This window comes from Pseudonocardia sp. (assembly GCF_050246655.1).
Classification (GTDB): Bacteria; Actinomycetota; Actinomycetes; order Mycobacteriales; family Pseudonocardiaceae; genus Pseudonocardia.
Genome location: NZ_JBFWVQ010000012.1, coordinates 38378 through 64254, shown reverse-complemented (window position 1 = coordinate 64254; position 25877 = coordinate 38378). Strand labels below are relative to the sequence as shown.

Sequence of the window (25877 nt, the reverse complement as noted above, 5' to 3'; positions counted from 1 at the left end):
ATGAGCGAGTCCGCCCAGCCCAGCGCCGAGCCCGGCCCGGCCGAGCCGCGCAACGCCGCGTCCACCCTGTTCGACCTGCGCATCGTGATCGCGATGCTGTTCGGGGTCTACGGGTTGATCCTGACGGTCATGGGGGTGATCCAGGACGACCCGGCGCAGCTGGCGAAGGCGGGCGGGTTGAACCTCAACCTGTGGACCGGGATCGGGATGCTGGTCTTCGCGGCCCTGATGGCGATGTGGCAGCGGCTGCGGCCGACGAACTGAGGCGGTCAGCGCCGCTTCAGGTCGGCGGGCAGGCGCGGGTTGAGCACCAGCAGCGTCCAGGCGTCGAGGCGGCGCAGCAGGCGGCGGATCGAAGCGGTGTGCGTCGGCTTCATGCCCGGTACAGCGCATCGATCTACTGAATCGTTCCAGCCGGCGGCCGTGAACCCCCTCACTCCCGCGAGTTCCGCATCCCGCCGGCTTGTGTTGCGGGTTCCACCGCCCGCGAGTTCCGCATCCCGTCAGCCCGTGATGCGGGTTCCACCTGCCCGGATCGGCAACACCGCCTGATGAAATGCGGAACTCGCGGGGGCGAGATGCGGAACTCGCGACTCAGAAGCCGATCGGCAGCCCCGCGTAGTTCTCGGCCAGCCCCGTCTGCCCGGCGGTGCTCGCCGCCACCCACTCCAGCTGGGCGCGCTGCAGCTGCGCCTCGAACGGATCGCTGCTGGTGTGCAGCATCGTCGTCATCCACCAGGAGAAGTGGGTGCACCGCCAGACGCGACGCAGCGCGGTGGTGGAGTAGGCGTCGGCGAGCGTGGGATCTCCCCTGCGCAGCAGGGCGACGAGCGCGGGCGCGAGCAGCGCCACGTCCGCGACGGCGAGGTTGAGCCCCTTCGCCCCCGTCGGTGGCACGATGTGCGCGGCGTCCCCGGCGAGGAACAGCCGCCCGTAGCGCATCGGCTCCGAGACGAAGCTGCGCATCGGCAGTACGGCGCGCTCGGTGATCGGGCCCGGGCTGAGGGTCCAGCCGCCCTGGCCGTGCCCCAGCCGTGTCGCCAGCGCGTCCCAGATCCGCTGGTCGGACCACTCGGCGAGATCCGTGCCGTTCGGGACCTGCAGGTAGAGCCTGCTCACCTTCGCCGAGCGCATCGAGTGCAGGGCGAAGCCGTCGGGGTGCCAGGCGTAGATCAGCTCGTCGGTCGACGGGGCGACGTCGGCGAGGATCCCCAACCACGAGTACGGGTAGGTGCGCTCCCACGCGCGCCGCCGGTCCTCCGGGACGGCCGCCCGCGACGGCCCGAACGACCCGTCGCACCCGACGACGACGTCGGCCTCCAACCGCTGTGCGTTCCCGGCGCCGTCGACGAAGGTCACCGACGGATGCTCGGTGCCGAGGTCGTGCAGCGCGGTGTCCGCGACCTCGTAGTGGATCTCCTGGCCCGCGGCGTCACGGGCGCGGCCGAGGTCCGCCTGCAGCGCGGTCTGCCCGTAGACGGTGACCCCGCGGCCGACGAGGTCGACGAAGTCCAGGTGGTGGCGTTCCTCGGGCCACTGCAGGTAGATGCCGCGATGCGGGTCGCCCTCGGCGGTGAGCTGCTCGCCGAGGCCCACCGAGGTCAGCAGCTCGACCGTCGAGTGCTCCAGGATGCCCGCCCGGATGCGGGACTCGACGTAGCTGCGGCTACGGGTCTCCACGACGACGGACTCCACACCGTCCCGGTGGAGAAGGTGCGACAGGAGCAGTCCGGCGGGGCCGGCGCCGACGATGGCGACCTGGGTGCGCATGTGCGCCAGTGTCCGAGCCGTTGCCCGGCACACCATCAAGGGCTTCCGCTCAGTGGGAGGAACGCAGGCTGCGTCCGACTCCCTGCGCCGCGACCCGCAGCGCAGCCACCAGGCGGTCCCGGTCCCGGCGCAGGTCGGCCACGACGAGACCCAGAGCGGCGACGACTCCGGCGTCCCGCTCGCCGGCGCGCACCGGCACCGCCACGGAGCACGCGCCCACCGACATCTCGTCCACGGTCTGTGCGAACCCGTCGCGACGCACCTGCGCGAGCTGCCGCGCGAGCCGCCCCGGCTGCGTCACCGTGTACGGGGTCACCGGCGTGAGATCGGCGAGCACCGCGGACTGCACGTCCTGCGGGGCGTGGGCCAGCAGCACCTTGCCCACCCCTGTGGCGTGCAGCGGCAGCCGGGCCCCGACCGAGCTCACCACGGGCACCGACGCGTGCCCGGCGAGCCGGTCCAGGTACAGGGCGCGCGTGCCGTCGCGCACCGCCAGGTGCACCGTGGCGAGCGTGGCGCCGTAGATGTCGTGCAGGAACGGCGAGGCGACCTCGCGCAGGTCGGACTGCACGGGCGCGAGGAGGCCCACGTCCCACATGCGGCGCCCGACCACGTACCCGCCCGACGGGGCCGGCGCGAGCGCCCCCCAGGAGACGAGCTCCCGCACGAGCCGGTGCGCCGTCGTCAGCGGGACGTCCGCGCGTCGCGCTAGCTCGGTGAGGGTGAGGCGGCGGTGGTCCGGGTCGAACGCGGCCAGCAGCGCGAGCAGCCGCGAGGAGACGCTCGCCCCCGGCCGGATCGTGTTGCCCGCCACCGGTCGGGTGAGCTAGCGCCGCCGGGCCTCGCGGTTGTCCCAGACCCGCGTGACCACGGCGAGAACGGCTATGACCAGCAGGATCGTCGGCAGCAGGATCGTGACCGACCAGTGGTCGAGCACGAAGTCCCAGAACTCCCGGCTGTTCATCGCACAGATCCTCTCCGCGTCCACGATCGGCGGTCCGCGGTCAGCGACGATAGCGCAGCGGCGATCAGCCGGCCGACACCGCCGGCAGCGCGAACCGCGTCACGGCCACGGCGGCGATCAGCAGCAGCCACAGGGTGAGCACCGCGCCGTGCATCGCCGCGACCCGCCTGGCCTGCGGGCCGGCGCCCGCCAGCAGGTGGGCCGTGACGTACCAGAACACCGCGATCGTCGCGACCCACACGACCATGCAGTACGGGCACAGCGCCCCGATGACGTACACGCTCTGCACGATCAGCCAGTGCACGAACGCCACCCCGGCGAGCGAACCCAGCCACAGGCCCTGCCACATCCGGACCGGCAGTACGGCACCGCCGAGCAGCGCCACCCCGAGCGTGGCCACGACCGGGAACGCCACCAGCCCGATCAACGGGTTCGGGAACCCGAACACCTGCGCCTGCGGTGAGGTCATCACCGATCCGCACGACAGCACGGCGTTCCACGAGCATCCGGGAACGAACGCCGGGTTCTCCAGCAGGCGGATCCGGTCCACCGTGAGCGCGAACGCCGCGACCGTCCCCGCGATCCCGCCACCGGCGAGCACCCAAGCGACCGTCCGCGCGGTGGGGCTGCCCGCCACCGCGCGCACGGCGGCGGTCGCCGTCACCGGTCGGCCAGGGCGCTGTCGAGGGCCGCGCGCAGGTCGGCCACCGACCTCGGCGCGAGACGCGCGCCGTCGACGAAGAACGTCGGGGTGCCGGCCACACCTGCGGCGAACCCGTCCTCCCGGTCCGCGCGGACCCGCTCCAGCGTGGCGGGGTCCGCGACGGCACGGTCGTACGCGGCGAGGTCGAGGCCGAGCTCGGCGGCGAACTGCCGGAAGCGCGGTGCCTGCGACTGCTCCTGCTCACCCCACTGTGGCTGGGTCTCGAACATCGTCCGGTACATGTCCTCGAAGCGGCCCTGCTGCGCCGCAGCCTCCACCGCGACCGCCGCGTTCTCGGCGTTGGCGTGGCTCGGGATCGGGAAGTAGCGCACCACGAACGTGACGCGGCCGGCGTACTCGGCGCGGATCTGCTCCACCGCGGGGAAGGCCGCGTAGCAGGACTCGCATTCGAAGTCGAGGAACTCGACGAACACCGGCGCCCCGTCCGGGGCGGTGGCGAGCCGGTGGCTGTCGGGGCGGACGAGCGTCTCGGCGGTGGGTGCCTCCGCGCCGCCGCCACCGGGCGCGGCCGGTCGCGGATCGGCGAAGTAGAGCAGTGCGGCGAGGGCGATCACGCCGGCGACGACGAGGCCGATCGTGGTCTTGAGGTTGGTGGTCATGGGTCCTCCGGGTGCGGGCCGCTGCACCGCCTCTCGGACGGTGCGGCGAGGGCTGACGGGCCGGCGTCGCGCGGGATGCGCGGCGGGGCCGTCAGCGGCGGGACACCCGAAGGAGCAGCAGGAGGCGGCGCCCGTCCGGGAGGCGGGTGCCGCGGCGGGTCGCGGTGGTGAGGCGGACGGGTGCGAGCACGAGCGCGCCGATCGCCGGCGCGGTTCCTGGTGCGTCCCCGCACCAGCCGGGGCGTGCCGGAGCCGGGGCGGCGACCGGCGCGACCGCCACGGGGTCGTCGTGCAGCGGGCAGTGCGGCGCCGCCACGACCGGCGTCGCGACGGCGGAGCCGGTGTTCGCGCAGCCGAGGCCGGCCAGCGTGAGCAGCAGCAGAGCGACGACGAGCAGCAGGCGGCTCCTCCCCGCGGGGCGGGTCGTCGGCGCCGGGTGCGTGCTCACGATGTCGCAGACGCTAGCAACGCCGTGGGCCGCCCGGAGATCGGATGGCTCGGATCGGTGCGCAGGAACGGGCTGCCGTGGTCAGCGACGCATCAGAGCACCCAGCTCGGGGAGCTCCATGGTCTGCACCAGCGGGTCCGCGTGCCGATGGACCAGCCGCCAGTCCGTTCCGTCGCGCCGGTACACGTGAGTGACCCGCAACGACAGGTTCTGGTCGGGGAGGTCGCCCACCCGTCCGTGCTGCCGTTCGATCATCGCCAGCACCAGGGTGTCGCCCCAGGCGTGCGCCTCGACGTGCTCCAGCCGTGCCTCGCCGTCCCGGAACGGGCTGCCCCAGGACCTGAGCTCGGCGGCTCGTCCCCGGTGCCGACCGGGCGGCCCCCCGTACGGCGGCAGCAACGTGAAGCCGTCCGCGTGGTGCACGCGGTCGAGGTAGCCGTCCATGTCCCCCTGTACGTACGCGTCCGCGGCCGCCTCGGCACGCCGCACGAACTCGGCCAGCTCCTCGCCGGTGATGGTGGTGTCCATCGGGCCAGTCTGATCAGCGCACGTCGACAGGGTCCAGAGCTGCCGAGCCGAACGGCCGTCAGCCCTTCCCGAGTGCGTGGTCGCGGTGGCGCGCCTCGAGCCACGCGCACCAGGCGTCCACGCCGGCCCCGGTGCGCGCGCTGGTCTCGATCACCTCGGCGCCCGGGTTGACGCCACGCAGGTTGGCGTGGAACGCGTCGAGGTCGAAGTCGAGGTGCGGGAGGAGATCGATCTTGTTGACCAGCACGACGTCGGCCGACCGGAACATCACCGGGTACTTCAGCGGCTTCTCCTCGCCCTCGGTGATCGAGTAGATCATCGCCCGGTGGTGCTCCCCGACGTGGAACTCGGCGGGGCACACGAGGTTTCCCACGTTCTCGACGAGGAGCAGGTCCAGCGCGTCCAGGTCGAGCCGGGCCAGCGCCGAGCGCACCATGGGTGCGTCCAGGTGGCATTCCCCGCCGAATCCGTTCGAGGTGTTCAGGAGCGCGATCTGGGCACCCAGTCCGGCGAGCCGGTCGGCGTCGATGCTCGTCTCGATGTCGCCCTCGACGATTCCGGGGCGCAGGCGCCCGCCGAGCCGGATCAGCGTCTCGCGCAGCAGGGTCGTCTTGCCGGCGCCGGGGGAGGACATGAGATTGACCGCGAGGACGCCGGCGCGTTCCAGGTCGCGGCGGTTCTCGCTTGCGGTCGAGTCGTTCTCGTCGAAGATCCGCTCGAGTACCTCGATGCGTTCCGAGCCGGTCGCGTAGCCCGAGTGATCACCGACGCCATGCTCGGGCCCGTGCTGGTCGTGCTCGTGATCGTGATCGGTGTGCCCGTGCCCGTGGCCGTGCGGGTCGCCGTCGTCGTGTCGGTGGAACCGGCCCATTTCCGTTCAGACCTCCGCTAGCTCGAGCGACGTGATGAGGAATTCCTCGCCTGCGACGATCTCCACGGTCGTGCCGTCGCATTCCGGGCAGACGAGGATCGGTGACGAGAGCGTCGTGCGCGCGTCGCAGGACGAGCAGCGTATTGCCAGTGGAACGCGTTCGATCTCCAGGGTCGACGATTCGAGGGCGGATCCCTCGGTCACGAGTCCCCAGCAGTAGGTCAGCGTTTCCGGGACGATCTGGCGCAGTTCGCCGATGCGGATCCGGACCGTCTGGACCGGCTTGTCGCCCGCATGCCGGTTGACGATGTCGGTGATGGACCGACAGATCGATAGTTCGTGCATTCGTTCGTCCTCCTCCGGGACCGCGGACTGTACACCGGACCGATGTCATCAACGCCGGAGTGTCTCCGACGGGGACTCCCCCCAGCGCTTGCGGTATTCCACCGAGAAGCTGCCGAGATGGCCGAACCCCCACCGTTGCGCGACGCTCGTGACGGTCACTCCGTCCGAGGGAAGTGCGTCGGTCAACTCGTCGCGGACCCGGGTCAGCCGTCGCTCGCGGATGTACGCGACCGGACTCATCCCGAGCTCGTCGTGGAAAGCCTGCTGGATCGATCGGACGCTCATGTGGACGTTGCGCGCGATCATGCCGAGGGTGATGCGTTCACTGAGGTGAGCCTCAATGAAGTCGGTCGCCTTCGTGACGACGCCGCGCTCCCGGCGGCCCGCAGGGCGGACGAGCTCCTCGTGGTAGTTCGACGGCTGCAGCAGCAGCAGGCTGCTCATGAGGAACTCCTCGAGCGTGCCCAGCCCCTGGCCGCGCTGGACGAGCGAATCGCCGTAGTAGACCTCGGCGTGCAGCAGCTGCACGGCCGTGTTCCAGCGCATCGCGGCCTCCGATGCGAGGTCGAACTCGCGCTCCAGGGCGAGTGGGTGCGCCAGCGACCTGCCGAGGAGGCGGGTCAGGTGAGCGGCCAACGGCTGGGCCTCGATCCGGATCATGAGCATGGGCGAGTCGTGGTCGAACCGCAAGGTCACAGGCGTATCCGGGCTGGTCACGAGGGCGCGGACGGTGTTCGCCTCGAACGTCGGGCCGTGCCCTGCACAGACGACGCGCCCGTTCGTCGGCATGCAGACGCAGACGTACGGGCCGAGCGCGGGGATGTCCAATGTGACCGCGACGTGCAGGTCGAGGTAGAGCATGCTGACGTCCCGCAGGCGCACGCCGTAGAGGCTCGCCGCGAAACCCGGTTCGGCTCCTTCCGCGAGTTCGAGGGTGCCCGGCGACAGGACCTTGCCCACCATCCTGGCCGCCGCGCGGACGTCCTCGGTGTAGAAGATCTCGTGCTCGGCCAGGGCGGGTGGGACGCCTCGGGACCGGACCTTGCGACGGACCGGGCCGCGCGTGCGCCGGACGTCGATGAAGCGCAGCCGTGACAGACGGGACATTCCTGGGGTACCGATCTAGGCACCGGTGGTGGTGGTTGGTTGAGCGTAGCGCGAAGGGTTGACTCCGATCATGCAAGTCTCCTGGACGGCTCAGCGCATCAGTGTCACAACCTCAGCGCGATCCTGATAACTCCTGCGCAGAAGCGATAGGCCAAGTGGGTGCGCGTGCCTAGCCTGTGCGTCACCTCACACCTCTCGACGTTGCGAACGGAGGAGCTCCATTGGCGGTGAATGATCAGCTCGTCACGCAGTCCCCGGCGGACGAGCTGCTGGAACGCCTCGACGACCCCAGGGTGGCGAGTTCACTCTCGTACATCCTCGATCACGCAGATCTGCTCGCCATCCTCGTGGCCGGCATCCACGGGTTCGTCGAGCGCGGCGACACCATCACCGAGGCCGTTGTCGACGGCGTTCGCGAGTTGCGCTCCGCAGCTCCCGACTCGTCCGGGATCGGAGCCGTCGACGTTCCGAAGGTGCTGGCGAGCCTTGCCGATCTCTCCACCGGTATGGTCAATGCCACCCCGGCACTGAAGTCGCTTCTCGGTTCACCCGCGCTCGCCGATGTCCGCACTGCGGACACCATCGGGCTGCTCGGCGAGGCGCTCGCCGAAGGAAGGGAAGAGGCGGCGAAGTCCCCGGGCGGACCGACGAGTGTGTTCGGTCTTCTCCGCGTCCTGAAGGACGAGGACGTGTCCCGCGGAATCGGCCTGATGGTTCAGGTCGCGAAGGCCCTCGGCCGCCGGCTCGGCTGAGCCGTTTCCGCCACACCCGTTCGTGGCGGCGCCGCCGCCACGACAGCAACCGCGCTGTGCGCGGAAATCGAACCGAGAGGAGTTCCCATGGCGTCCGTGCTGTGGTTCCAAGGCGGAGCATGCAGCGGGAATACCATGTCCTTCCTGAACGCCGAAGAGCCGAATGTCGTCGACCTGATCGTCGACTTCGGCCTCGACCTGATCTGGCACCCGTCGCTCGGCCTCGAACTCGGCAAGAACGCGCAGAAGGTCTTCTGGGACTGCGCAAACGGTGACCGCCCGCTCGACATCTTCGTGTTCGAGGGCACCGTCATCGAGGCGCCCGACGGCAGCGGCCGGATGGACATGTTCGCCGACCGTCCCATGAAGGACTGGGTGACGGACCTGGCCGCGGCGGCCCAGATCGTCGTCGCGATCGGCGACTGCGCCTGCTTCGGTGGCATCCCGGCCATGGAGCCGAACCCGTCGGCGTCCACCGGCCTGCAGTTCCACAAGCGTGCGAAGGGCGGCTTCCTCGGGCCGGACTTCAAGTCGAAGATGGGCCTGCCGGTCATCAACGTCCCGGGCTGCCCCGCCCACCCGGACTGGATCACCCAGATCATCGTCGCGCTGGCCACCGGTCGCGCTGGCGACATCCGGCTCGACGACCTCCACCGGCCGGAGACCTTCTTCAAGTCCTTCACGCAGACGGGCTGCACGCGAGTGCAGTTCTTCGAGTACAAGCAGTCGACGCTCTCGTTCGGTGAGGGCACCCGTACGGGCTGCCTGTTCTACGAGTTCGGCTGCCGTGGGCCCATGACGCACTCGCCGTGCAACCGGATCCTGTGGAACCGGCAGTCGTCGAAGACGCGCGCCGGCATGCCGTGCCTGGGCTGCACCGAACCCGAGTTCCCCCACTTCGACCTCGCTCCCGGGACCGTCTTCAAGACCCAGAAGGTCAGCGGGACGATCCCGAAGGAGGTCCCGGAGGGCAGCGACCACCTGACCTACATGGCCCACGCCGCTGCCGCCCGGATCGCGGCACCGCAGTGGTCCAAGGAGGACATGTTCGTCGTCTGACCGGCCGGCTCACGCCGGTTCGTGCCCCTTACCCGAACGGTCGTCCCGAAAGGACCCCCCCACCATGACCGCACTCGACCTGCATGTGAGCCCACTGGGCCGCGTCGAGGGTGACCTCGACGTGCGTGTGACCATCGAGGACGGCGTCGTCACCTCGGCGTGGACCGAGGCGGCGATGTTCCGCGGATTCGAGATCATCCTCCGTGGCAAGGACCCGCAGGCCGGACTCATCGTCTGCCCCCGCATCTGCGGCATCTGCGGTGGAAGCCACCTCTACAAGTCCGCGTACGCCCTCGACACCGCGTGGCGGACCCACATGCCGCCGAACGCGACCCTGGTGCGCAACATCGCCCAGGCCACCGAGACGCTGCAGTCCATCCCCCGATACTTCTACGCACTGTTCGCGATCGACCTGACCAACAAGAACTACGCCAAGTCCAAGATGTACGCCGAGGCCGTGCGGCGGTTCGCCCCGTACGTCGGCACCAGCTACCAGCCCGGCGTCGTGCTCTCCAACAAGCCGGTCGAGGTCTACGCCATCTTCGGTGGGCAGTGGCCGCACTCCAGCTTCATGGTGCCCGGTGGCGTGATGTGCGCGCCGACGCTGTCGGACGTGACGCGTTCGATCGCGATCCTCGAGCACTGGAAGGACGAGTGGCTCGAGAAGCAGTGGCTCGGCTGCTCGGTCGACCGCTGGCTGGAGGTCAAGACCTGGGACGACATGCTCGCCTGGGTCGACGAGAACGAGTCGCAGTACAACAGCGACTGCGGGTTCTTCATCCGCTACTGCCTGGACGTGGGCCTCGACAAGTACGGCCGTGGCGTGGGCAACTACCTGGCCACCGGTACGTACTTCGACCCGACGCTGTACGAGAACCCGACCATCGCGGGCCGCAACGCGGCGCTGATCGGCCGGTCCGGCGTCTTCGCCGGCGGGCAGTGGCACGAGTTCGACCAGGCCAACGTCAGCGAGGACGTCACGCACTCGTTCTACCAGGGCACGGGAGCGCTCCACCCGTTCGAGGGTGAGACCAACCCCATCGACCCGGCGGACGGTGCGAAGCAGGGCAAGTACAGCTGGGCCAAGTCCCCGCGGTACGAGGTCCCCGGCCTGGGCCACATCCCGCTCGAGGCCGGCCCGCTGTCCCGCCGCATGGCCGCAGCCGGTCCGAACGCTGCCCCGCACCAGGACGACGACAAGCTGTTCCTGGACATGTACAACAAGATCGGGCCGAGCGTCTTCGTCCGTCAGATGGCGCGCATGCACGAGGGCCCGAAGTACTACAAGTGGGCCCGGGCGTGGCTCGACCAGCTCGACCTCTCGGAGAGCTTCTACACCAAGCCGGTCGAGCACGCCGAGGGCAAGGGCTTCGGCTCCACCGAGGCCGCCCGTGGCGCGCTGTCGGACTGGATCGTCATCGAGGACAGCAAGATCAAGAACTACCAGGTGGTCACGCCGACGGCGTGGAACATCGGTCCTCGGGACGGCCGGGAGGCGCTCGGCCCGATCGAGCAGGCGCTCGTCGGGTCGCCGATCGTCGACCCGGAGGACCCGGTGGAGCTGGGCCACGTGGCCCGCAGCTTCGACTCCTGCCTGGTGTGCACGGTGCACGCCTACGACGGCAAGACCGGTCGCGAGCTGTCGAAGTTCGTCATCAACGGAATGGTGTGATCCCGACGTCCGCGGACAGAAACACCGAGGCAGGTCCCTCGGTCGACATCGAGCCGCCCGGCTGCGAAGTGCTCGTCGTCGGCTGCGGGAATCTCCTCCGGGGTGACGACGGGGTCGGTCCCGTCCTCGTCCGTCATCTCTGGGAGCGCGGTGTGCCCGCGGGCGCTCGGCTCGTCGACGGTGGCACGGCCGGCATGGACGTCGCGTTCCAGATGCGCGGCGCCGGCCGGGTCGTCATCGTCGACGCGGCCGCGACGGGCTCTGCGCCGGGAACCCTCTTCCGGGTTCCCGGTGCGGAGCTCGCGGAGCTCCCGCCCCTGGAGGGCGTGCACACCCACTCGTTCCGCTGGGACAACGCGATCGCGCTGGCCCGGTGGGCGCTCGGCGACGCATGCCCCACCGACATCTCCGTCTTCCTCATCGAGGCCGAGGGAGTGGAACTGGGTGCGGACCTGTCCGAGCCGGTGGAGGCCGCGATGGAACAGGTGATCGAGATCATCGAGCGTGAGTACCTGGGCCCGCTGCGGCCCGTCCCGGCCGCCGACGCCGACACCGTCGAGGTCACCGAGGACGGGTACATGCGCCTCGACGCCACGCTCGCCGCAACACGGTTCCCGTCGGACGCGGTTGTGGCCGTCGTCCGGGACGGGGCGTTCTGGCTCGTTCCGCTGCGCGGCCCGCGCAGCGGTGGTCTCCTGCTCAAGCAGCGCACCCCCGAAGGTGATCGATCGGTCCTCGTCCGCGAGGTCCTCGGCGATTCCTTCCGGGCGGGCGTGTACGCCGCATACTGGGACGACGCGCAGGCCGCGCTGAAGATCCCTCTGGGGCTGGAGACGTGATCACGATGGCGGACGACCAAGACATTCGGCAGAAGACCACTCCGCGCGAGGACAGCTCGGCAGACGATGCATTGGACGTGCAGACCGTCGTCGTCCCGGAACGCGGACGGTGGGCTGTCGAGATCGTCGTGCTGTTCGCGGACGGGGTCGTCCGCCGCCGGATAGACACCTTCCCGACCGAGGCCCGCGCGCGTCTCTCGGCCGGCCTGATCAAGCGCGCCGCCGAACGAGATATTCGAGGTCCATTGAATGGCTGACGCACTGACGGCACCCGATCCCACCACGATCCGCACCGTCCCCGGCCCGCTCGTCACGCGGCCACAACCGCTCGGCGCGTTCTCCCTACCCCTGGGGTACCTCCTTGTTCCCCAGGGCGAGGAGTACGAGTCCGTGCGCGAAGAGCTCGTCGCAGGTCGCCTCCCGGAGAAATGGCCTCCGGGCCTGGAGGCTCACGAGCTCGGTTTCGCTGGCGACCGGGCCGGGGCGCTTGCGGCCCTGGACGAGAGCGGCGCCACCGATGCGGTGTCGCGCTACAACCGCTTCGTCCTGGACCCCGATGCCGAGGACGCCGACGCGTTGCGCGCAGAGCTCGGTGAGCTCGGTGTGCTCGTCGATCTCGTGCTGTTCGTCGTCGGGCGCAGCGACACCGCTCCGGAGCTCGGTGCGGCGGACGGCGAGGTGGGTGCGCTCGTACTCTCCGCCCGTGCGACGCAGGCACTCGCCGCCGGCGACGGCGCCGCGGCGGTCGAGCTGCTGAACCGCGCGGCGGAGATGGCGCAGCCGGTGGCGCCGCCACTGGCCGGGTTGCTGCACGGCGCGGCCGCGTCGGTCCTACGCGACCGCGGCGACGAGGACTGCGTCGCGGCGTTCGAGCGCGCGTTGACGCTGCTCGACGGAGCCGACGATCTGCGTGTCGGCCGCGCCGAGATCCATCTCGGCCTCGCCGGTGCGCTGCACGAGCAGGCCCAGACGCGGCCCGAGCGGTTGGTCCGGTCGGTGCCGCACTACCAGGGTGCGCTGCAGCTCGTGCAGAGCGCCGAGGCCCCCCTGCTGTGGGCGGCCGCCCACGCCGGCCTTGCGACCGCGTACCTGACCATGCCGATGGTGGAGGCGTCGGGACAGCTCCGGCTGGGGATCGCCGCGCAGTCGCTGCGCTCCGCGCTGAAGGTCTACACGCGCGAGGAGCACCCCACGGAGTGGGCGAGCGTGCAGCTCAACCTGGCCAACTCGCTGGTCTACACGCCCTCCAAGCACCAGGCCGACAACCTCGTCGAGGCCGTCGAGCTGTACGAGGCGGTGCTGCAGACCCGCAGTCGCGAGTCCGATCCGCTCGGCCGTGCCCGGGTGCTCGCCAACCAGGGCAACGTGCTGGCGCATCTCGGCGTGTTCGACGACGCCAAGGCCAAGCTCTACGAGGCGCGCTTCCTGTTCGAGGAGCACCAGGACGAGGAGTCGGTGCGCGCCGTCCGGGGGGTCCTGGACGAGATCGCGCGGGAGCGGGCGCTCGCGCGCACCACCGACCACACCGACTGAGTGATCGAGCCGACTGAGGGAGACGACGATGTCGACGACGACTGTCGCCGCATCGGCGGCGACGGCGGACGCCTCCGCCGAGCCGACGTTCGAGGAGCTGGCCCGTAGGGTCGACGAGGCCGTCACGGCGGTCGCGGAGCTGGAGCCGAGCGCGCGCAAGGCCGCCGATGAGCTGAAGGCCGCGATCGAGGCCGTCCACAAGGCCGGTCTGGTGACGATCGTGCGCCGGTTGAGGGAGGGCGACGAGACTCGGGCCGCCCTGTTCGAGCTGGTGGACGACCCGGTCGTGCACCTGCTGCTGTCCCTGCACGGGATCGTGCGGCCGGATCCGACGACGCATGCCAACCGCGTGCTGGTGGAGGTGCGCCCGCAGCTGCAGAGCCACGGCGGCGACGTGACGCTCGACCGTGTCGAGGACGGTGTCGCATACGTCCGCCTCGAGGGTGCCTGCAACGGGTGCTCCATGTCCTCGGTGACGCTGCGCAACCTCGTCGAGAGCGCCCTCGTCGAGGGCGTGCCCGCGATCCGGGCCGTCGAGGTGCTGAAGAACCAGCCCACGCCGACGCTGATCACCCTGGACGCGCTGCGGATCGGGCCGTCCCGGGAGAAGGAGGGCTGGGTACGGGCCGGCGCTGCGAGCGACATCCCCGAGGGTGGGATGAGCCGCTTCGACCTCGTCGCGGAGTCCGGCGACAAGGCGGACGTCGTCGTCGTCAACATCGAGCAGCGCCTCACCGCGTACCGCAACGAGTGCGCGCACGAGGGCCTGCCGCTCGACGACGCGATCATCGACACCGCGAACGGCACGCTCACCTGCCCGTGGCACGGGTTCTGCTTCGACGCCTCGTCCGGCGAGTGCCTGAGCGCACCGGGCGCGCAGCTCGAGCAGCTGCCCATGCGGGTCGACGGCGGCGAGGTCTGGATCCGGATCGAGACATGAGCCGCCTGACCGTCCGGCGCAACGTGGCCGGCCGACCCGCACGTATCGATCCGCTGCCCGAGGAGGGCATCAGGGGTGGCTGGGAGCCCGAGGTGTGGCTCGGGGCCCCGGCCACCGGGGGGCTCGCCCTCCCGCAGGCTTCGCCGTCGATGGCGTTCATGTACTCACCGCGCGGGGTCTTCCTCGGCGAGGAGCACGTGATCGTCGCCGATTCCGGCAATCACAGGGTGTTGATCTGGCACGGCATCCCCGACGCCGACCACCGGCCGGCCGACGTCGTGCTCGGCCAGCCCGACGGCCAGACCGAGGGGCGCGCCGCCGGTGGGCGCGGACCGGAGCGTGGAATGAACCTGCCGACCGGTGTGCTCGTGCACGAGGGCAAGCTGATCGTCGCCGACGCCTGGCACCACCGGGTCCTCGTCTGGAACGAGGTGCCGCAGCGCAGCGACTCCGCACCGGACTTCGTCTTCGGTCAGGACGACGCGACCTGCGTCGAGCCCAACCGTGGCTGGACCTGCTCGGCCTCCACGCTGTACTGGCCGTTCGGGATCGCGGTGGTCGGCGGGCGGTTCTGGATCGCCGACACCGGGAACCGTCGCGTCCTCGGCTGGGACGGTGGCGTGCCGGACGTGAACCGGCCCGCGGACGTCGTGCTCGGCCAGCCGGACCCCGCGGCGCGCGAGGAGAACCGCGGGGCGGCCGTCGGCCCGGCGAGCTTCCGCTGGCCGCACGACATCGCAGGCCGCGAGGACCTGCTGCTCGTCGCCGACGCGGGCAACCACCGGGTGCTCGGCTGGTCGCCCGGCCCCGACGGGGACCGGGCTGCCGACCTGGTGCTGGGTCAGCCCGGGTTCGACACCGCCGACGAATGGCCGTACGGGCCGCACAACAACGAGCGGTTCCGGTTCCCCTACGCGATCGGGCTGGACGGCACGCCGGGGCTGGACGAGCGGCTCGCCGTCGCCGACACGGCCAACAACCGGATCCTGATCTGGGAGGGCATGCCGACCACCGTGCGCGGTGCTGACCACGTGCTCGCCCAGCCGACCTTCGCGGCCAACGGGGAGAACCGCTGGGCCGCGGTCACCCACGACACGCTCTGCTGGCCCTACGGGCTCTCGCTGCGCGGGGACCGGATGGCCGTGTCGGACTCGGGGAACAACCGCGTCGTGATCTGGCGGCGACGATGACCCGGTCGACGAGCACCGCGTGCGAGACCACCCGTACCCGGCGCCGGTTCAGCGTCACCGGGGTGGTGCAGGGCGTCGGCTTCCGGCCCTTCGTGCACCGCCTGGCCAGCGAGCTCGGCCTCGGCGGACTGGTCGGCAACGACCCGGCGGCGGTGTTCGTGGAGGTGCAGGGCGCGTGCCCGGCCGTCGACGAGTTCGGCAGGCGGCTGCGCACCGACGCACCGCCGCTCGCCGTGGTGGCCGGCCTGACGTGGGAGGAGCTGCCCGTCGAGCCGGACGGGGACGGGTCCTTCCAGATCGTCCCCAGCCGGGCCGCCGACGGTGCGACGACCCTGATCCCGCCGGACGTCGCGGTGTGCGAGGACTGCCTGCGCGAGCTCGCCGCCCCGGGCGACCGCCGGTACCGCCACCCGTTCGTCACGTGCACGAACTGCGGCCCGCGGTTCACGATCATCCGGGAGCTGCCCTACGACCGGCCCGCCACCACGATGGCCGGTTTCCCGATGTGCTCCCGGTGCGCGGCGGAGTACCACGACCCGGCGGACCGCCGGTTCCACGCGCAGCCTGTGGGCTGCCACGACTGCGGGCCCTCGCTGTGGTTCGCCGACGGGTTCGACGACGGGCACGAGCGCATCACCGGTGCCGACGCCGCGCTGGCCGCGGCGCAGCGGGCGCTCGCGGACGGCCGCGTCGTCGCGATCAAGGGCATCGGCGGCTACCACCTCGCCTGCGCGGCGGGGAACGAGGAGGCCGTGGCGGGGCTGCGCACCCGCAAGGCGCGCGGCGGCAAGCCCTTCGCCCTGCTCGTGCGCGACCTCGAGGTCGCCGGCAGGTTCGCCGGCATCGACGAGGCCGAGGCCGAGGTGCTCACCTCGCCCGCCCGGCCGGTGGTCCTGCTGCGGCGGACGGCCGCGGCGCCGGTGGCGGCGTCCGTCGCGCCGGGCAACCCGATGCTCGGCCTGATGCTGCCCTACACGCCGGTGCACCACCTCCTGCTCGCCCCGGTGCCCGGCTACACGGACACAGGCGACGCGCCGGTCCCGGACGCGATCGTCCTGACCAGCGCGAACCGCTCGGACGAGCCGATCTGCTTCACCGAGGAGGACGCGGCCACCCGGCTGCCGGATCTCTGCGACGCGGTGCTCGACCACGACCGGCCGATCCACGTGCCGTGCGACGACTCGGTCGTCCGGGTCGTCGACGGCCGCGAGCTACCGATCCGGCGATCCCGCGGCTACGCCCCGCTGCCCGTCGACCTCGGTCGCGAGCTGCCACCCGTCCTCGCGGCGGGCGGCGAGCTGAAGAACACTTTCTGCCTCACCGAGGGCAGGTTCGCGTACTGCTCGGCACACATCGGGGACATGGGGACGCTCGAGACGTTGCGGGCCTTCGAGCGGTCCGTGGCCCAGCTCGGTGGCATCCGCCGCACGCCCGAGCGGATCGCCGCCGACCTCCACCCCGCCTACCTGACGCGGGTCTGGGCCGAGCGGCACGCGGGCGACCGTCCGCTGGACCTCGTGCAGCACCACCACGCGCACGTCGTCTCGTTGCTCGCCGAGCACGGGCGACTGCACACCCCGATCGTCGGCGTCGCGTTCGACGGCACCGGGTACGGGTGCGACGAGACGATCTGGGGTGGAGAGATCCTGGTGCTGGGCACGGACAGCCACCGGTTCGTCCGGGCCGGGCATCTCGCACCCGTTCCGCTCCCCGGTGGCGACGCAGCCGTCCGCAACCCGTGGCGGATGGCACTGGCCCACGCCTGGGCGGCGGGCGTCGAGTGGACCGACGACCTGGCGCCCGTCCGGGCCGCCAGCCCCACCGAGCTCGCGGTGCTCCGCTCGCAGCTCGACAGTGGCATCGGCTGCGTCGCCACCACCAGCATGGGCAGGCTGTTCGACGCGGTGGCGTCCCTGCTCGACGTCCGCCACCGGATCGGCTACGAGGGTCAGGCCGCCATCGAGCTGGAGGTGCTCGCGGGGGAGTGCGGCGTGGCACCGGCACCCGCCGGGGTCTGGCCGGGCCTCGCGGTGCACGCCGACGCGACGATCGACGCCGTGCCCCTGATCCGCGACCTGGTGGTCGCGCTGCGAGCGGGCGTCGAACCCGCGCGGCTGGCGAGGGCGTTCCACAGCGCGGTCGCGGTCGCGGTGGCCACCGTGGTGGCGCAGGTCGCGGGCGACGTGCGCACCGTCGGCCTCACCGGCGGTGTCTTCCAGAACGTGCTGCTGCTCCAGGAGTGCCGGCGGCGCTTGGAGGAGTCCGGGTTCGAGGTGCTCACGCACCGGCTCGTGCCGCCGAACGACGGTGGTCTCGCACTCGGTCAGGCGGCGGTGTCCGCACTGACGGCGGTCGAGGAGACCGCACGACAGAGCAGGAGGGCTGAAGGATGTGTCTAGGGATCCCGGGGCGGGTCGCCGAGATCTGGGACGCCGAGTCGGGGGCCCGGATGGCCCGGGTGGAGTTCCCCGGCGAGGAGCGGACGCTGTGCTTGGCCTACCTGCCGGACCTGCAGGTGGGGGACTACACGATCGCCCACGCGGGGTTCGCGCTCACGCGCATCGATGAGGACACCGCCCGGGTCACGCTCGCGACGATGACCGAGTACGGCGTCTTCGACAGCGTGTCCGACGTGGTGCCCGGCGATCCGGCGGTGCTGCCGTGACGGCCGTCGTCGAACCGGGACTGGACGAGAACGCCTCGGCCGATCTGGCCGCGGCCTCGCTGGCGCTGGCGCGACGGTTCGCCGCCGGGGCGACGCTGTGGTGCGTGGCGCCCGCCTGGGAACCGCACGCCCAGCACGTCGCGGTCGAGTTCGTGCACCCGGTTGTGGTCGGGACCAGGGCGCTTCCGGCCGTCGCGCTGGCGGGCCCGGACCTGGTCGGCACGGCACGCGTGTCGGCGCGCCGCGGTGACGTCCTGCTCGCGGTGGCCGGCGCGTCCGACGCGGACGTCCGGTCGATCATGCAGCGCGCGCCGGCGTGGGGGATCACGACGATCTGGGTCGGCAGCGGCCCGCGGCCCCCGGCGGGGAGCGCGGACCACCTCCTCTGGATCGACGAGGAGGACCCGCTCGTTCCGGCCACCGGGCGGTTCGTGCTGCTCTACCACCTGCTCTGGGAGCTGACGCACGTCTGCTTCGAACATCCCGGCCTGCTGGCCGAGGAGCCGGCCGACTGCACGGACGAGGTCTGCGTCACGTGCAGCGACGAGGGCAGGCTCGCCGAGGTGATCTCGGTGGAGCCCGGATCGGCGCGGGTGCGCACCGCGCAGGGCACGGAGTCGATCGCGACGGTGCTCGTGGAACCGGTGGCCGTGGACGAGTTGCTGCTGGTGCACGCGGGGATGGCGATCGGGAAGGTGGAACAGCTGTGACCTCGACCGGAACCGGAGGTGCCCCCGCCGCGTCGGCGGAGGCGACCGGCTTCCTCTACCCGTTCCTCGACGCGAGCGAGACGGACGCGCAGGCGTTGCTCACCGACCTCGCCGCGTCCGCTCGCGCCAAGGCCGCGCAGAGTGCCGAGCTGCGCCGCAGCACCCTCGAGGCGAGCCGTGAGGCGATCGCCACGGCCGCGGCGGAGATGGCGCGGCGGTTCGCAGCGGGCGGGCGCCTGTTCACGTTCGGCAACGGAGGCAGCTCCACGGACGCGACGACCCTCGCCGCGCTCTTCGCGCGCCCCCCGACGGGCCCGCCGCTTCCGGCGTTCTCGCTCACCGCCGACCAGGCGATCCTCACGGCGCTGGGCAACGACGTCGGGTTCGAGCTGGTGTTCGCCCGCCAGCTGATCGCGCGCGCGACGGCGGGCGACATCGCGCTCGCCATGTCCACGAGCGGGAGCTCGGCGGACCTCGCCTCCGGGCTCCACGAGGCACGCCGGCGCGGCATGTACACGGTCGGCTTCGCGGGCTACGACGGCGGCGCGATGGCCCGCAGCCCCGACGTCGACGTGTGCTTCGTGGTCCGCTCGCAGAGCGTGCACCGCATCCAGGAGTCACAGGCGCTGCTCGGCCACCATCTGTGGGCCGCAGTTCACGAACACATGGTGCACGAGCACGGAACGGAAGATCAGTGAGAACCGACCAGAGCAGGACGGTCAGCCAGTACCTCACCTCGGGCCCGACCTTCGCCGAGGGCGAGGTCATCGAGCGGATCGAGGCCTTCCGCAGGCGCAGGCCGCGGCTGCGCGACGAGATCGTGACGTCCGCCCACGGGGCGGGTGGCAAGTCGTCGGCGGCACTGGTGGACGCGGTGTTCGTCGAGGCGTTCCGCAACCCGCTGCTCGAGTCCCTCGGGGACGGCGCGGTCATGATGCTGCCCAGCGGCGAGCGCGTCGCGATGTCCACCGACGGGTTCGTCGTGAAGCCGCTGCGCTTCCCCGGCGGCTCCATCGGCCACCTCGCCGTCCACGGCACCACGAACGACCTCGCGATGGCGGGCGCGGTGCCGTCGTGGATCTCTGCGGCCTTCGTGCTCGAGGAGGGCTTCCCGATCGCGGAGCTCAAGGAGATCGTCGCGGACATGGCGGCTGCCGCGGCCGCCGTGGGCGTGCAGATCGTCACCGGCGACACGAAGGTCGTCCCCAAGGGCGCGGCGGACGGGCTCTTCATCACCACCGCTGGCGTCGGAGTCGTCCCGGCCGGCCGCACGCTGTCCGCACAGGCGGTATGCCCTGGCGACAAGCTGCTGCTCTCCGGGTCGATGGGCGACCACGGCATGGCGGTGATGCTGGCCCGCGGCGACCTCGCCATCGAGGCCGAGATCTCCTCGGACACGGCCGCCGTGAGCCCGCTGGTGGAGGCGCTCTTCGAGGCCGCGCCGTCCACCCGCTGGCTGCGCGACCCCACCCGCGGCGGCGTCGCGACCAGCTGCAACGAGCTGGCCAAGACGAGCGGGCTCGGCGTCGTCCTCGACGAGGAGCACCTGCCCGTGCGGCCCGTCGTCGCCGGGGCGTGCGAGATGCTCGGCATCGACCCGCTCTACGTCGCGAACGAGGGCAAGTTCCTGGCCGTCGTCGCACCCGAGGAGGCCGAGGCGGGCCTCGCCGCACTGCGCGCCCTGCCGCTCGGTCAGGAGGCCGCCGAGATCGGAACCATCGTCGAGGAGCCTGCGGAGGCCGTGGTGCTCCGCACCGGCTTCGGCGGCACGCGGATCGTCGACATGCTCGTCGGCGACCCGCTGCCCCGAATCTGTTGAGATCTGCTGAGAAGGGCTGACGCACATGTGCCTGGGGATCCCCGGACGGATCGTCGCGATCACCGACCCCGTCAACTGCTTGGCGAAGGTCGACGTCAGCGGCGTGCAGCGCACGATCAGCGTGCGCCTGCTGGAGAAGGACCTGCCCGAGCCCGACGAGTGGGTGCTCGTCCACGTCGGTTTCGCGATGGCGAAGATCGACGAGGCGGAGGCCCTGATGACCTTGGCCGCCGTCAAACGGCTCGGTGAGGCTTACCAGGACGAGATCGAAGCGTTCGATTCGTCCGCGATCGTCTGAGGAGGCGAGTCATGCGTTTCGTCGATGAGTTCCGCGACCCTGCTGCGGCGCGGTCGTTGCTCGGCGCCATCGAGCGGCTGGCCGCCACGAGCGACGAGCAGTACAAGTTCATGGAGGTGTGCGGCGGGCACACCCACACCATCTACCGGCACGGGATCGAGCACCTCCTGCCCGCCAACGTCGAGCTCGTGCACGGCCCCGGATGCCCCGTCTGCGTCATCCCGATGGGCCGGGTCGACGACGCGGTCTGGCTGGCGTCCCGGCCGGACGTGATCTTCACCTGCTTCGGCGACATGATGCGCGTGCCCGGATCGGACGGCAGCCTGCTCGACGCCAAGGCGCGCGGGGCGGACGTCCGGTTCGTGTACTCGCCGCTGGATGCGCTGAAGATCGCCGTCGACAACCCCGGCAAGCAGGTCGTGTTCTTCGCGATCGGGTTCGAGACCACCGCGCCGTCCACCGCCGTCACGCTGGTGCGGGCGCGCGAGCTCGGGGTCGAGAACTTCAGCGTGTTCTGCAACCACGTCACGATCGTGCCGCCGATCAAGGCGATCCTGGACTCGCCGGACCTGCGCCTGTCGGGGTTCCTCGGCCCGGGCCACGTCTCCACCGTCGTGGGCAACCGGCCGTACCGGTTCGTGCCCGAGGTGTACGGCAAGCCGCTCGTCGTCGCGGGCTTCGAGCCGCTCGACCTCCTCGCCTCGGTCGCGATGCTGCTGCGCCAGATCCACGAGGGCCGTTGCGAGGTGGAGAACCAGTACGCCCGCGTCGTCGCCGAGGAGGGCAACCCCGCTGCGCTGGCGCTGATGGGGCAGGTCTTCGCGCTGCGCCCGCACTTCGAGTGGCGCGGGTTGGGCTTCATCGCCCAGAGCGCGCTGCGGCTGCACGACGACTTCGCCGCCTTCGACGCCGAGCTGCGCTACGCGATGCCGGGCGTGCGGGTCGCCGACCCCAAGGCGTGCCAGTGCGGCGAGGTGCTCAAGGGCGTGCTCAAGCCGTGGGAGTGCAAGGTCTTCGGCACCGCGTGCACGCCGGAGACGCCCATCGGCACCTGCATGGTGTCGCCGGAGGGTGCCTGCGCGGCGTACTACAACTTCGGCCGCATGCACCGTGACGCCGCCCAGCTGGTCGGGCAGGCGGGGCGGTCGTGACGGCGGCTCCGGCCGGCTCCTCGATCGACACCCGCGGCACCGAGTTCTTCGCCCGCTACGCCTACGCGCCGAACCAGCTCGGCTACTGCGGTCCGCCGGAGGCGGCGGTGCTGCGGTCGGGATCGCCCGAGGAGATCCGGGCGGTCGCCCGGCGCTTCTCGGGCGCCTGGCCGTACCTGCAGGTGCTGGCGCGGATGACCGGGATCGCCGACCCGATGGACCACCGGGTCGTCGAGTCGTACTGGCTCGGTGGAGGCATCGGCGCGGAGCTGGACGCGCGCGAGTTCGGGCAGGCGCTGCTCGACGTCATCGGTCCGCAGGCGGGCCACTACTGGGCGCACCTCACTCCCGCACTGCTCGACGAGGCCGCGGGCGATCACGGCTTCCACGTCTTCGGTGTCTACCCGTGGTCGCGGCTCCTCGGCCGGGGCATGGACGAGCACCCGCTGCACGTGCTGGACAGCTGCCGGATCGGGTGGGGCACGGTCGTCTCGCTCGGTGACGGCGGGACCGACGCCGACCACGCCGGCGTCCGCTCCCAGGCCCTCGAACTCCGGGAGGGCGGGCTCGCCCTGGCCGAGCCGAAGGTGCACCGCGTCGCCGTACGGGTCGACGGGTACGCCGCCGTTCCGGATGTCGAGGTGGGTGAGGAGGTGGCGCTGCACTGGGGCCGGATCTGCGGGCGGCTCACGCCGTCGCAGCTCCGGGACGTGGAGGAGTCCACCCACCACCGGTTGGACGTCACCAGCAGGCGGCTACGAGGAGAGCACGCGTGAGACCGCGCATCCACCAGGACGACGAGCAGATCGGCTTCCAGTGGGCGACGCCCACGGGCAGGCCCGCGACGCTGCAGCAGCTCGTCGCGGACGACGAGGAGCCGGACCGGCTCGTCGCCACCCATCTCGCCGCGCTCGACGACGCCCTGATCATCGCCGCGGAGCGGTTCGGTGAGCTCCTCGGCGGCGGGCGCCGTCCGGTGGACGCCGCGGAGCGCGACGGGCTGCGGGAGCTGCACCGCGCGCTGGACCGGCTCACCCACGAGTTCGCAGCGGCGTCCGAGGTCACCGGCATCGCGGCCGACGTCCGCGCCGGGCAGATCATCGGGACCGCGGCGCTGTTCTCCATCCGCGCCCGCCACCCGCTGGACCTGCTCGGGCCCGCCCCCTTCGACGGGGAGCTGGACACGCCCGGGATCGGCGTCATCGGCGGGTTCGGGGAGATGGTGCAGGTCGATCCGGAGAAGCCTTGGAAGGGCGGCCGCTGGGTCGTCCGGACGGAGACGGGCGAGCGCTATCCGCTGACCCTGTCCACACTGCTGTTCGACAGCTCCGGCACCAACAAGGACGCCGCCCGCGACGAGCATCGCGGGGCGATCCGCGCCGTCCTGCGCGGCGCGCGCTCGCCCGCTGCGGATCCGCTCGCCGTCGCGTGCGCGCTGGACTGGCTGCTCTACGACTTCCTGATGGCCCACCGGGACGGCCCGGAGAGCGCGGCGATCGTGCTCGGGAAGGGCCGGGAACCCGACGCGGAACTGATCGTCGCGGCGGCGGCCGGTTCCGTGGCGGCGCGCGCCACGTTCGATCCGGGACTGGTCGGGCTGACCGCCCACTGAGCCCCGAAGATTCCCCCCGCGGAATCCCCCGCCTCGGGGTGTCCGCTGGGGGAACGTGCACGGTGCGATGGGCACGGAGAGGACACGACGATGACCCCGTTCATGTCCGCGGCCGAGATCGACCGCGCCCGCGTCCGGTTCCACACCGACCAGGAGCATGCGCTGTACGTCGAGTACACGGAGGCGATGGCGCGCATCGCCAGGCCCCGGTACTGGCGCCGCCGGCAGCGGCGGTTCCTCCGCGAGAACGGCTACGACCTCCCCGACGACCTCGCGCAGGACATGCACGGCAGCGGCGGCTGACCCCCCGAAGGCACCTATCGCACGGACCCAGAGGAGCAGCATGGACGCACTCCTGCGGTGCACGCGGCAGATCACCGCCGCCCCGAAGGGGATCGTCGCGATCGACACCCCGGCAGCGGCGATCGCCACGCGCCTGCGGTCAGCGGGCCTCGCGCCGACCGATCCGATGGCCCGCGAGTTCCGCCGGGTCCTCGTCAGGTCCGCCGCGCTGGCCCGGTTCGCGAGCGGCGTTGTCCTGCGGCCCGACGACCTCGACCTGCCCGTGGACGGCACCACGGCCACCGAGTTCCTGTGGCGGTCGGGCGTCGTGGTCGGCGTGCGCGTCGACACCGGGCTCGAACGCGGACTCGGCCCGGAGGATCGGGTCACCTCGGGCCTGGACGGGCTCGCGGACCGGTTGCGCAGTGCGCGGGACGCGGGCGCCCGGTTCGCATTGTGGAGCGTCTGGACCGGCCTGGCCCCGGACGGGCTGTCCTCGCTCACCGTGAACAGCCAGGCCGCCGCCCGGTTCGCCCGCACCTGCCAGACCGCGGGCCTGGTACCGGTCGTCCGCGTGGGCGCGCGCATGCCGGACGGGCCGCAGCGGGCGCGCTCCGCGGCTCTGGGCGCTGCGCTGCTGAGCGTCGTGGGGCACCTGGAGGACCTCGAGGCCGATCTCGCCGCCACGGTCGTCAACACGGTGCACACCGGTGTGCGGGCGTTCGCCGACAGCCCGCTCGCCGTGCTCCCGGCGCATCTCGGCGGCGTCGCCCTCAACGTGGCGCCCGGCGCACCACCGCCGCCGGACGCGCCCTGGCCGATCGTCTTCTACGTCGGCCGCGAGGTCACCCTGCCCGCGCTGCTCGCGTGGGGTGGGCGGCCGTCGTCGGTTCCGGCGGCCGCGGACGCCCTCGCGGCCCGGCTCGAGCGGCTCGCCGATCCGCGGTCCGGCACCGAGCCCGTCGGCGCGGCGACCATCACCGTGCTCACGCCACGCAACGCCCGAAGGGGGCCGGAATGAGCGAGCTCCTCTCCCGCGGCCGCGGCCTGCTCGCCGTCGACGCCGCCGCCTCCCCGGCGCTGCGCCGGACGGTGCTGGAGACCCCTGGTCTCGGCCGTTGCGTGGGCGGCGTGCTCCTCGAGCCGGACATGCTCGATGGCGGTGTGGCGGGACCCGTGGCCCGCGGCTGCGCCGTCGGCGTCGCGCTCGACGCGGGTGACCTCCCGCAGGCGCTGCGCGACCCGAGCGGCTTCCTCGCCCAGCGGATGGCGGCCTGGGCGGGAGCGGGAGTCACCTTCTCCGGATGGACGGCCGAGGTCGACGACGGCGACCCCGACACGCGGGAGGAGCAGGCGAACATGGCGGCGAGCTGGGCCCTCGCCTGCCGCGAGACGGAGACGGTGCCGCTCCTGCGTTGCCGGGCGCCGGTCCCGCCCCGCGCCCCGCTCGGGGCGGCGCAGGCACGGCTGCGGAACGTCGTCGAGCTGCTGCTCGCCACGCTGGAACACCGCGGCGTCGATCCCGCCGGGATGCTCCTGGAGATCGATCCGGTCCTGCCCGGCTCCCGCCACGCCGAGGTGGCCAGCCCGGACGACGCTGCGCGGGCGACCGTCCGCGCACTGCGTGAGGGCGGGGTCGGTGAGATCGGCGGGGTGGTGCTGCGGGCCCCCCACCGCCTCAGCGACCTGCCCGCCCACCTCGACGCGGTGGTGCGCTCGGCGCCGGCCGTGCGCTGGGGGTTCGGGGTCGAGCTGTCCGCGCTCGTCCCGGCCCGCGCCGCCCGGCGCGGTCAGGACAGGGCCGTGCAGTACGAGGTGCGCACCCGCCTCGACGGCCTCGTCCGGGTGTTGCGGGCGGGCGCCGCGGCCTGAGAGCGCGGCCCGGCTCTGGGGAGCGATGATCACCGTAGCCGTGACCTGGCGTGCACCCGTGCAGCCCAGGTCACACAACCGGTGATCACGGTCTCCTCAGGGCCCGGGTGTCGGGCGCGGACCGGCA

General features: G+C 71.9%; 31 protein-coding genes. 21 read left to right on the top strand and 10 right to left on the bottom strand.

The features are described 5' to 3' along the window. A complete protein-coding gene (locus AB7J25_RS06835; protein WP_428506215.1) occupies window positions 1-264 on the top strand; it encodes a hypothetical protein in 264 nt (87 codons plus the stop codon). 330 nt (window positions 265-594) lie between these two features. Here the strand turns inward: AB7J25_RS06835 and AB7J25_RS06830 are convergent, their stop codons facing one another. The 10 genes from AB7J25_RS06830 to AB7J25_RS06785 form a co-directional block, all read right to left on the bottom strand. Next, on the bottom strand, window positions 595-1770 hold the full coding sequence (locus AB7J25_RS06830) for a 4-hydroxybenzoate 3-monooxygenase (RefSeq protein WP_428506213.1): 1176 nt from the start codon (window positions 1768-1770) through the stop codon (window positions 595-597). A gap of 49 nt (window positions 1771-1819) precedes the next feature. After that, a complete protein-coding gene (locus AB7J25_RS06825; protein WP_428506211.1) occupies window positions 1820-2584 on the bottom strand; it encodes an IclR family transcriptional regulator in 765 nt (254 codons plus the stop codon). A gap of 12 nt (window positions 2585-2596) precedes the next feature. Then, window positions 2597-2734, bottom strand: a complete 138-nt coding sequence (locus AB7J25_RS06820; RefSeq protein WP_428506209.1) for a hypothetical protein — start codon at window positions 2732-2734, stop codon at window positions 2597-2599. 64 nt (window positions 2735-2798) lie between these two features. Next, window positions 2799-3398 carry a vitamin K epoxide reductase family protein gene (locus AB7J25_RS06815; RefSeq protein WP_428506208.1) on the bottom strand — a complete coding sequence of 200 codons (600 nt, stop codon included), beginning with the start codon at window positions 3396-3398 and terminating at the stop codon, window positions 2799-2801. Further along, entirely contained in the window at window positions 3395-4057 is a 663-nt protein-coding gene (locus AB7J25_RS06810) for a DsbA family protein (protein WP_428506207.1), read from the bottom strand. Before AB7J25_RS06810 ends, AB7J25_RS06815 begins: the two co-directional genes overlap by 4 nt. Window positions 4058-4148: 91 nt before the next feature. Then, complete coding sequence (locus AB7J25_RS06805) at window positions 4149-4505, bottom strand: hypothetical protein (protein ID WP_428506205.1); 357 nt, start codon at window positions 4503-4505, stop codon at window positions 4149-4151. Window positions 4506-4586: 81 nt separating this feature from the next. Beyond that, window positions 4587-5033 (bottom strand): YybH family protein, encoded by a 447-nt coding sequence (locus AB7J25_RS06800; RefSeq protein WP_428506203.1) that lies wholly within the window; start codon window positions 5031-5033, stop codon window positions 4587-4589. A gap of 58 nt (window positions 5034-5091) precedes the next feature. Further along, complete coding sequence (gene hypB, locus AB7J25_RS06795; RefSeq protein ID WP_428506201.1) at window positions 5092-5904, bottom strand: hydrogenase nickel incorporation protein HypB; 813 nt, start codon at window positions 5902-5904, stop codon at window positions 5092-5094. Between the two features lie 6 nt (window positions 5905-5910). Beyond that, the gene (locus AB7J25_RS06790) at window positions 5911-6249 is read right to left on the bottom strand and encodes a hydrogenase maturation nickel metallochaperone HypA (protein ID WP_428506199.1); all 339 of its coding nucleotides are present in this window, start codon (window positions 6247-6249) and stop codon (window positions 5911-5913) included. Between the two features lie 48 nt (window positions 6250-6297). After that, complete coding sequence (locus AB7J25_RS06785; RefSeq protein WP_428506197.1) at window positions 6298-7356, bottom strand: AraC family transcriptional regulator; 1059 nt, start codon at window positions 7354-7356, stop codon at window positions 6298-6300. Between the two features lie 227 nt (window positions 7357-7583). On the opposite strand from AB7J25_RS06785, the gene AB7J25_RS06780 reads away from it, so the two are divergent. The 20 genes from AB7J25_RS06780 (at window position 7584) to AB7J25_RS06685 (ending at window position 25750) form a co-directional block, all read left to right on the top strand. After that, window positions 7584-8108: a DUF1641 domain-containing protein gene (locus AB7J25_RS06780; protein WP_428506195.1), complete on the top strand. Its 525-nt coding sequence runs from the start codon at window positions 7584-7586 to the stop codon at window positions 8106-8108. 87 nt (window positions 8109-8195) lie between these two features. Beyond that, a complete protein-coding gene (locus AB7J25_RS06775) occupies window positions 8196-9167 on the top strand; it encodes a hydrogenase (protein WP_428506193.1) in 972 nt (323 codons plus the stop codon). Between the two features lie 64 nt (window positions 9168-9231). Continuing rightward, window positions 9232-10839, top strand: a complete 1608-nt coding sequence (locus AB7J25_RS06770; RefSeq protein ID WP_428506191.1) for a nickel-dependent hydrogenase large subunit — start codon at window positions 9232-9234, stop codon at window positions 10837-10839. Further along, window positions 10836-11678: a hydrogenase maturation protease gene (locus AB7J25_RS06765; protein ID WP_428506189.1), complete on the top strand. Its 843-nt coding sequence runs from the start codon at window positions 10836-10838 to the stop codon at window positions 11676-11678. The genes AB7J25_RS06770 and AB7J25_RS06765 overlap by 4 nt, the downstream gene beginning before the upstream one ends. Further along, entirely contained in the window at window positions 11675-11935 is a 261-nt protein-coding gene (locus tag AB7J25_RS06760; RefSeq protein WP_428506188.1) for a hypothetical protein, read from the top strand. The genes AB7J25_RS06765 and AB7J25_RS06760 overlap by 4 nt, the downstream gene beginning before the upstream one ends. Beyond that, window positions 11928-13211, top strand: coding sequence for a hypothetical protein (locus AB7J25_RS06755; RefSeq protein ID WP_428506186.1), 1284 nt, complete (start codon window positions 11928-11930; stop codon window positions 13209-13211). Before AB7J25_RS06760 ends, AB7J25_RS06755 begins: the two co-directional genes overlap by 8 nt. Before the next feature lie 28 nt (window positions 13212-13239). Then, window positions 13240-14151, top strand: coding sequence for a NifU family protein (locus AB7J25_RS06750; RefSeq protein WP_428506184.1), 912 nt, complete (start codon window positions 13240-13242; stop codon window positions 14149-14151). Continuing rightward, the gene (locus AB7J25_RS06745) at window positions 14148-15341 is read left to right on the top strand and encodes an NHL repeat-containing protein (protein WP_428506182.1); all 1194 of its coding nucleotides are present in this window, start codon (window positions 14148-14150) and stop codon (window positions 15339-15341) included. Before AB7J25_RS06750 ends, AB7J25_RS06745 begins: the two co-directional genes overlap by 4 nt. Beyond that, window positions 15338-17740 (top strand): carbamoyltransferase HypF, encoded by a 2403-nt coding sequence (gene hypF / locus AB7J25_RS06740; protein WP_428506180.1) that lies wholly within the window; start codon window positions 15338-15340, stop codon window positions 17738-17740. Before AB7J25_RS06745 ends, hypF begins: the two co-directional genes overlap by 4 nt. Next, on the top strand, window positions 17731-18006 hold the full coding sequence (locus tag AB7J25_RS06735; RefSeq protein ID WP_428506178.1) for a HypC/HybG/HupF family hydrogenase formation chaperone: 276 nt from the start codon (window positions 17731-17733) through the stop codon (window positions 18004-18006). Before hypF ends, AB7J25_RS06735 begins: the two co-directional genes overlap by 10 nt. After that, window positions 18003-18716: a HypC/HybG/HupF family hydrogenase formation chaperone gene (locus AB7J25_RS06730; RefSeq protein WP_428506177.1), complete on the top strand. Its 714-nt coding sequence runs from the start codon at window positions 18003-18005 to the stop codon at window positions 18714-18716. The genes AB7J25_RS06735 and AB7J25_RS06730 overlap by 4 nt, the downstream gene beginning before the upstream one ends. Then, complete coding sequence (locus AB7J25_RS06725) at window positions 18713-19414, top strand: D-sedoheptulose-7-phosphate isomerase (protein WP_428506175.1); 702 nt, start codon at window positions 18713-18715, stop codon at window positions 19412-19414. The genes AB7J25_RS06730 and AB7J25_RS06725 overlap by 4 nt, the downstream gene beginning before the upstream one ends. After that, complete coding sequence (hypE, locus tag AB7J25_RS06720) at window positions 19411-20535, top strand: hydrogenase expression/formation protein HypE (RefSeq protein WP_428506173.1); 1125 nt, start codon at window positions 19411-19413, stop codon at window positions 20533-20535. Before AB7J25_RS06725 ends, hypE begins: the two co-directional genes overlap by 4 nt. A 25-nt stretch (window positions 20536-20560) precedes the next feature. Beyond that, window positions 20561-20833: a HypC/HybG/HupF family hydrogenase formation chaperone gene (locus tag AB7J25_RS06715; RefSeq protein WP_428506171.1), complete on the top strand. Its 273-nt coding sequence runs from the start codon at window positions 20561-20563 to the stop codon at window positions 20831-20833. An 11-nt stretch (window positions 20834-20844) separates the two neighbouring features. Then, window positions 20845-21984: a hydrogenase formation protein HypD gene (hypD, locus tag AB7J25_RS06710; protein ID WP_428506169.1), complete on the top strand. Its 1140-nt coding sequence runs from the start codon at window positions 20845-20847 to the stop codon at window positions 21982-21984. Further along, entirely contained in the window at window positions 21981-22760 is a 780-nt protein-coding gene (locus tag AB7J25_RS06705; protein ID WP_428506167.1) for a DUF6390 family protein, read from the top strand. Before hypD ends, AB7J25_RS06705 begins: the two co-directional genes overlap by 4 nt. Continuing rightward, complete coding sequence (locus AB7J25_RS06700; RefSeq protein ID WP_428506166.1) at window positions 22757-23596, top strand: hypothetical protein; 840 nt, start codon at window positions 22757-22759, stop codon at window positions 23594-23596. The genes AB7J25_RS06705 and AB7J25_RS06700 overlap by 4 nt, the downstream gene beginning before the upstream one ends. A gap of 90 nt (window positions 23597-23686) precedes the next feature. Continuing rightward, window positions 23687-23899 carry a hypothetical protein gene (locus AB7J25_RS06695; protein WP_428506164.1) on the top strand — a complete coding sequence of 71 codons (213 nt, stop codon included), beginning with the start codon at window positions 23687-23689 and terminating at the stop codon, window positions 23897-23899. 40 nt (window positions 23900-23939) lie between these two features. After that, entirely contained in the window at window positions 23940-24899 is a 960-nt protein-coding gene (locus AB7J25_RS06690) for a class I fructose-bisphosphate aldolase (protein WP_428506163.1), read from the top strand. Further along, window positions 24896-25750 (top strand): class I fructose-bisphosphate aldolase, encoded by an 855-nt coding sequence (locus tag AB7J25_RS06685; protein WP_428506161.1) that lies wholly within the window; start codon window positions 24896-24898, stop codon window positions 25748-25750. Before AB7J25_RS06690 ends, AB7J25_RS06685 begins: the two co-directional genes overlap by 4 nt. Window positions 25751-25877 lie beyond the last annotated feature (127 nt).

Coding starts and splice junctions, on each gene's coding strand:
- hypD (WP_428506169.1), top strand. CDS start 20,845: ATGCGTTTCGTCGATGAGTTCCGCGACCCTGCTGCGGCGCGGTCGTTG.
- AB7J25_RS06755 (WP_428506186.1), top strand. CDS start 11,928: ATGGCTGACGCACTGACGGCACCCGATCCCACCACGATCCGCACCGTC.
- AB7J25_RS06800 (WP_428506203.1), bottom strand. CDS start 5,033: ATGGACACCACCATCACCGGCGAGGAGCTGGCCGAGTTCGTGCGGCGT.
- AB7J25_RS06790 (WP_428506199.1), bottom strand. CDS start 6,249: ATGCACGAACTATCGATCTGTCGGTCCATCACCGACATCGTCAACCGG.
- AB7J25_RS06775 (WP_428506193.1), top strand. CDS start 8,196: ATGGCGTCCGTGCTGTGGTTCCAAGGCGGAGCATGCAGCGGGAATACC.
- AB7J25_RS06690 (WP_428506163.1), top strand. CDS start 23,940: ATGGACGCACTCCTGCGGTGCACGCGGCAGATCACCGCCGCCCCGAAG.
- AB7J25_RS06835 (WP_428506215.1), top strand. CDS start 1: ATGAGCGAGTCCGCCCAGCCCAGCGCCGAGCCCGGCCCGGCCGAGCCG.
- AB7J25_RS06685 (WP_428506161.1), top strand. CDS start 24,896: ATGAGCGAGCTCCTCTCCCGCGGCCGCGGCCTGCTCGCCGTCGACGCC.
- hypF (WP_428506180.1), top strand. CDS start 15,338: ATGACCCGGTCGACGAGCACCGCGTGCGAGACCACCCGTACCCGGCGC.
- AB7J25_RS06745 (WP_428506182.1), top strand. CDS start 14,148: ATGAGCCGCCTGACCGTCCGGCGCAACGTGGCCGGCCGACCCGCACGT.
- AB7J25_RS06820 (WP_428506209.1), bottom strand. CDS start 2,734: ATGAACAGCCGGGAGTTCTGGGACTTCGTGCTCGACCACTGGTCGGTC.
- AB7J25_RS06785 (WP_428506197.1), bottom strand. CDS start 7,356: ATGTCCCGTCTGTCACGGCTGCGCTTCATCGACGTCCGGCGCACGCGC.
- AB7J25_RS06750 (WP_428506184.1), top strand. CDS start 13,240: ATGTCGACGACGACTGTCGCCGCATCGGCGGCGACGGCGGACGCCTCC.
- AB7J25_RS06715 (WP_428506171.1), top strand. CDS start 20,561: ATGTGCCTGGGGATCCCCGGACGGATCGTCGCGATCACCGACCCCGTC.
- hypB (WP_428506201.1), bottom strand. CDS start 5,904: ATGGGCCGGTTCCACCGACACGACGACGGCGACCCGCACGGCCACGGG.
- AB7J25_RS06810 (WP_428506207.1), bottom strand. CDS start 4,057: ATGACCACCAACCTCAAGACCACGATCGGCCTCGTCGTCGCCGGCGTG.
- AB7J25_RS06695 (WP_428506164.1), top strand. CDS start 23,687: ATGACCCCGTTCATGTCCGCGGCCGAGATCGACCGCGCCCGCGTCCGG.
- AB7J25_RS06735 (WP_428506178.1), top strand. CDS start 17,731: ATGTGTCTAGGGATCCCGGGGCGGGTCGCCGAGATCTGGGACGCCGAG.
- AB7J25_RS06830 (WP_428506213.1), bottom strand. CDS start 1,770: ATGCGCACCCAGGTCGCCATCGTCGGCGCCGGCCCCGCCGGACTGCTC.
- AB7J25_RS06770 (WP_428506191.1), top strand. CDS start 9,232: ATGACCGCACTCGACCTGCATGTGAGCCCACTGGGCCGCGTCGAGGGT.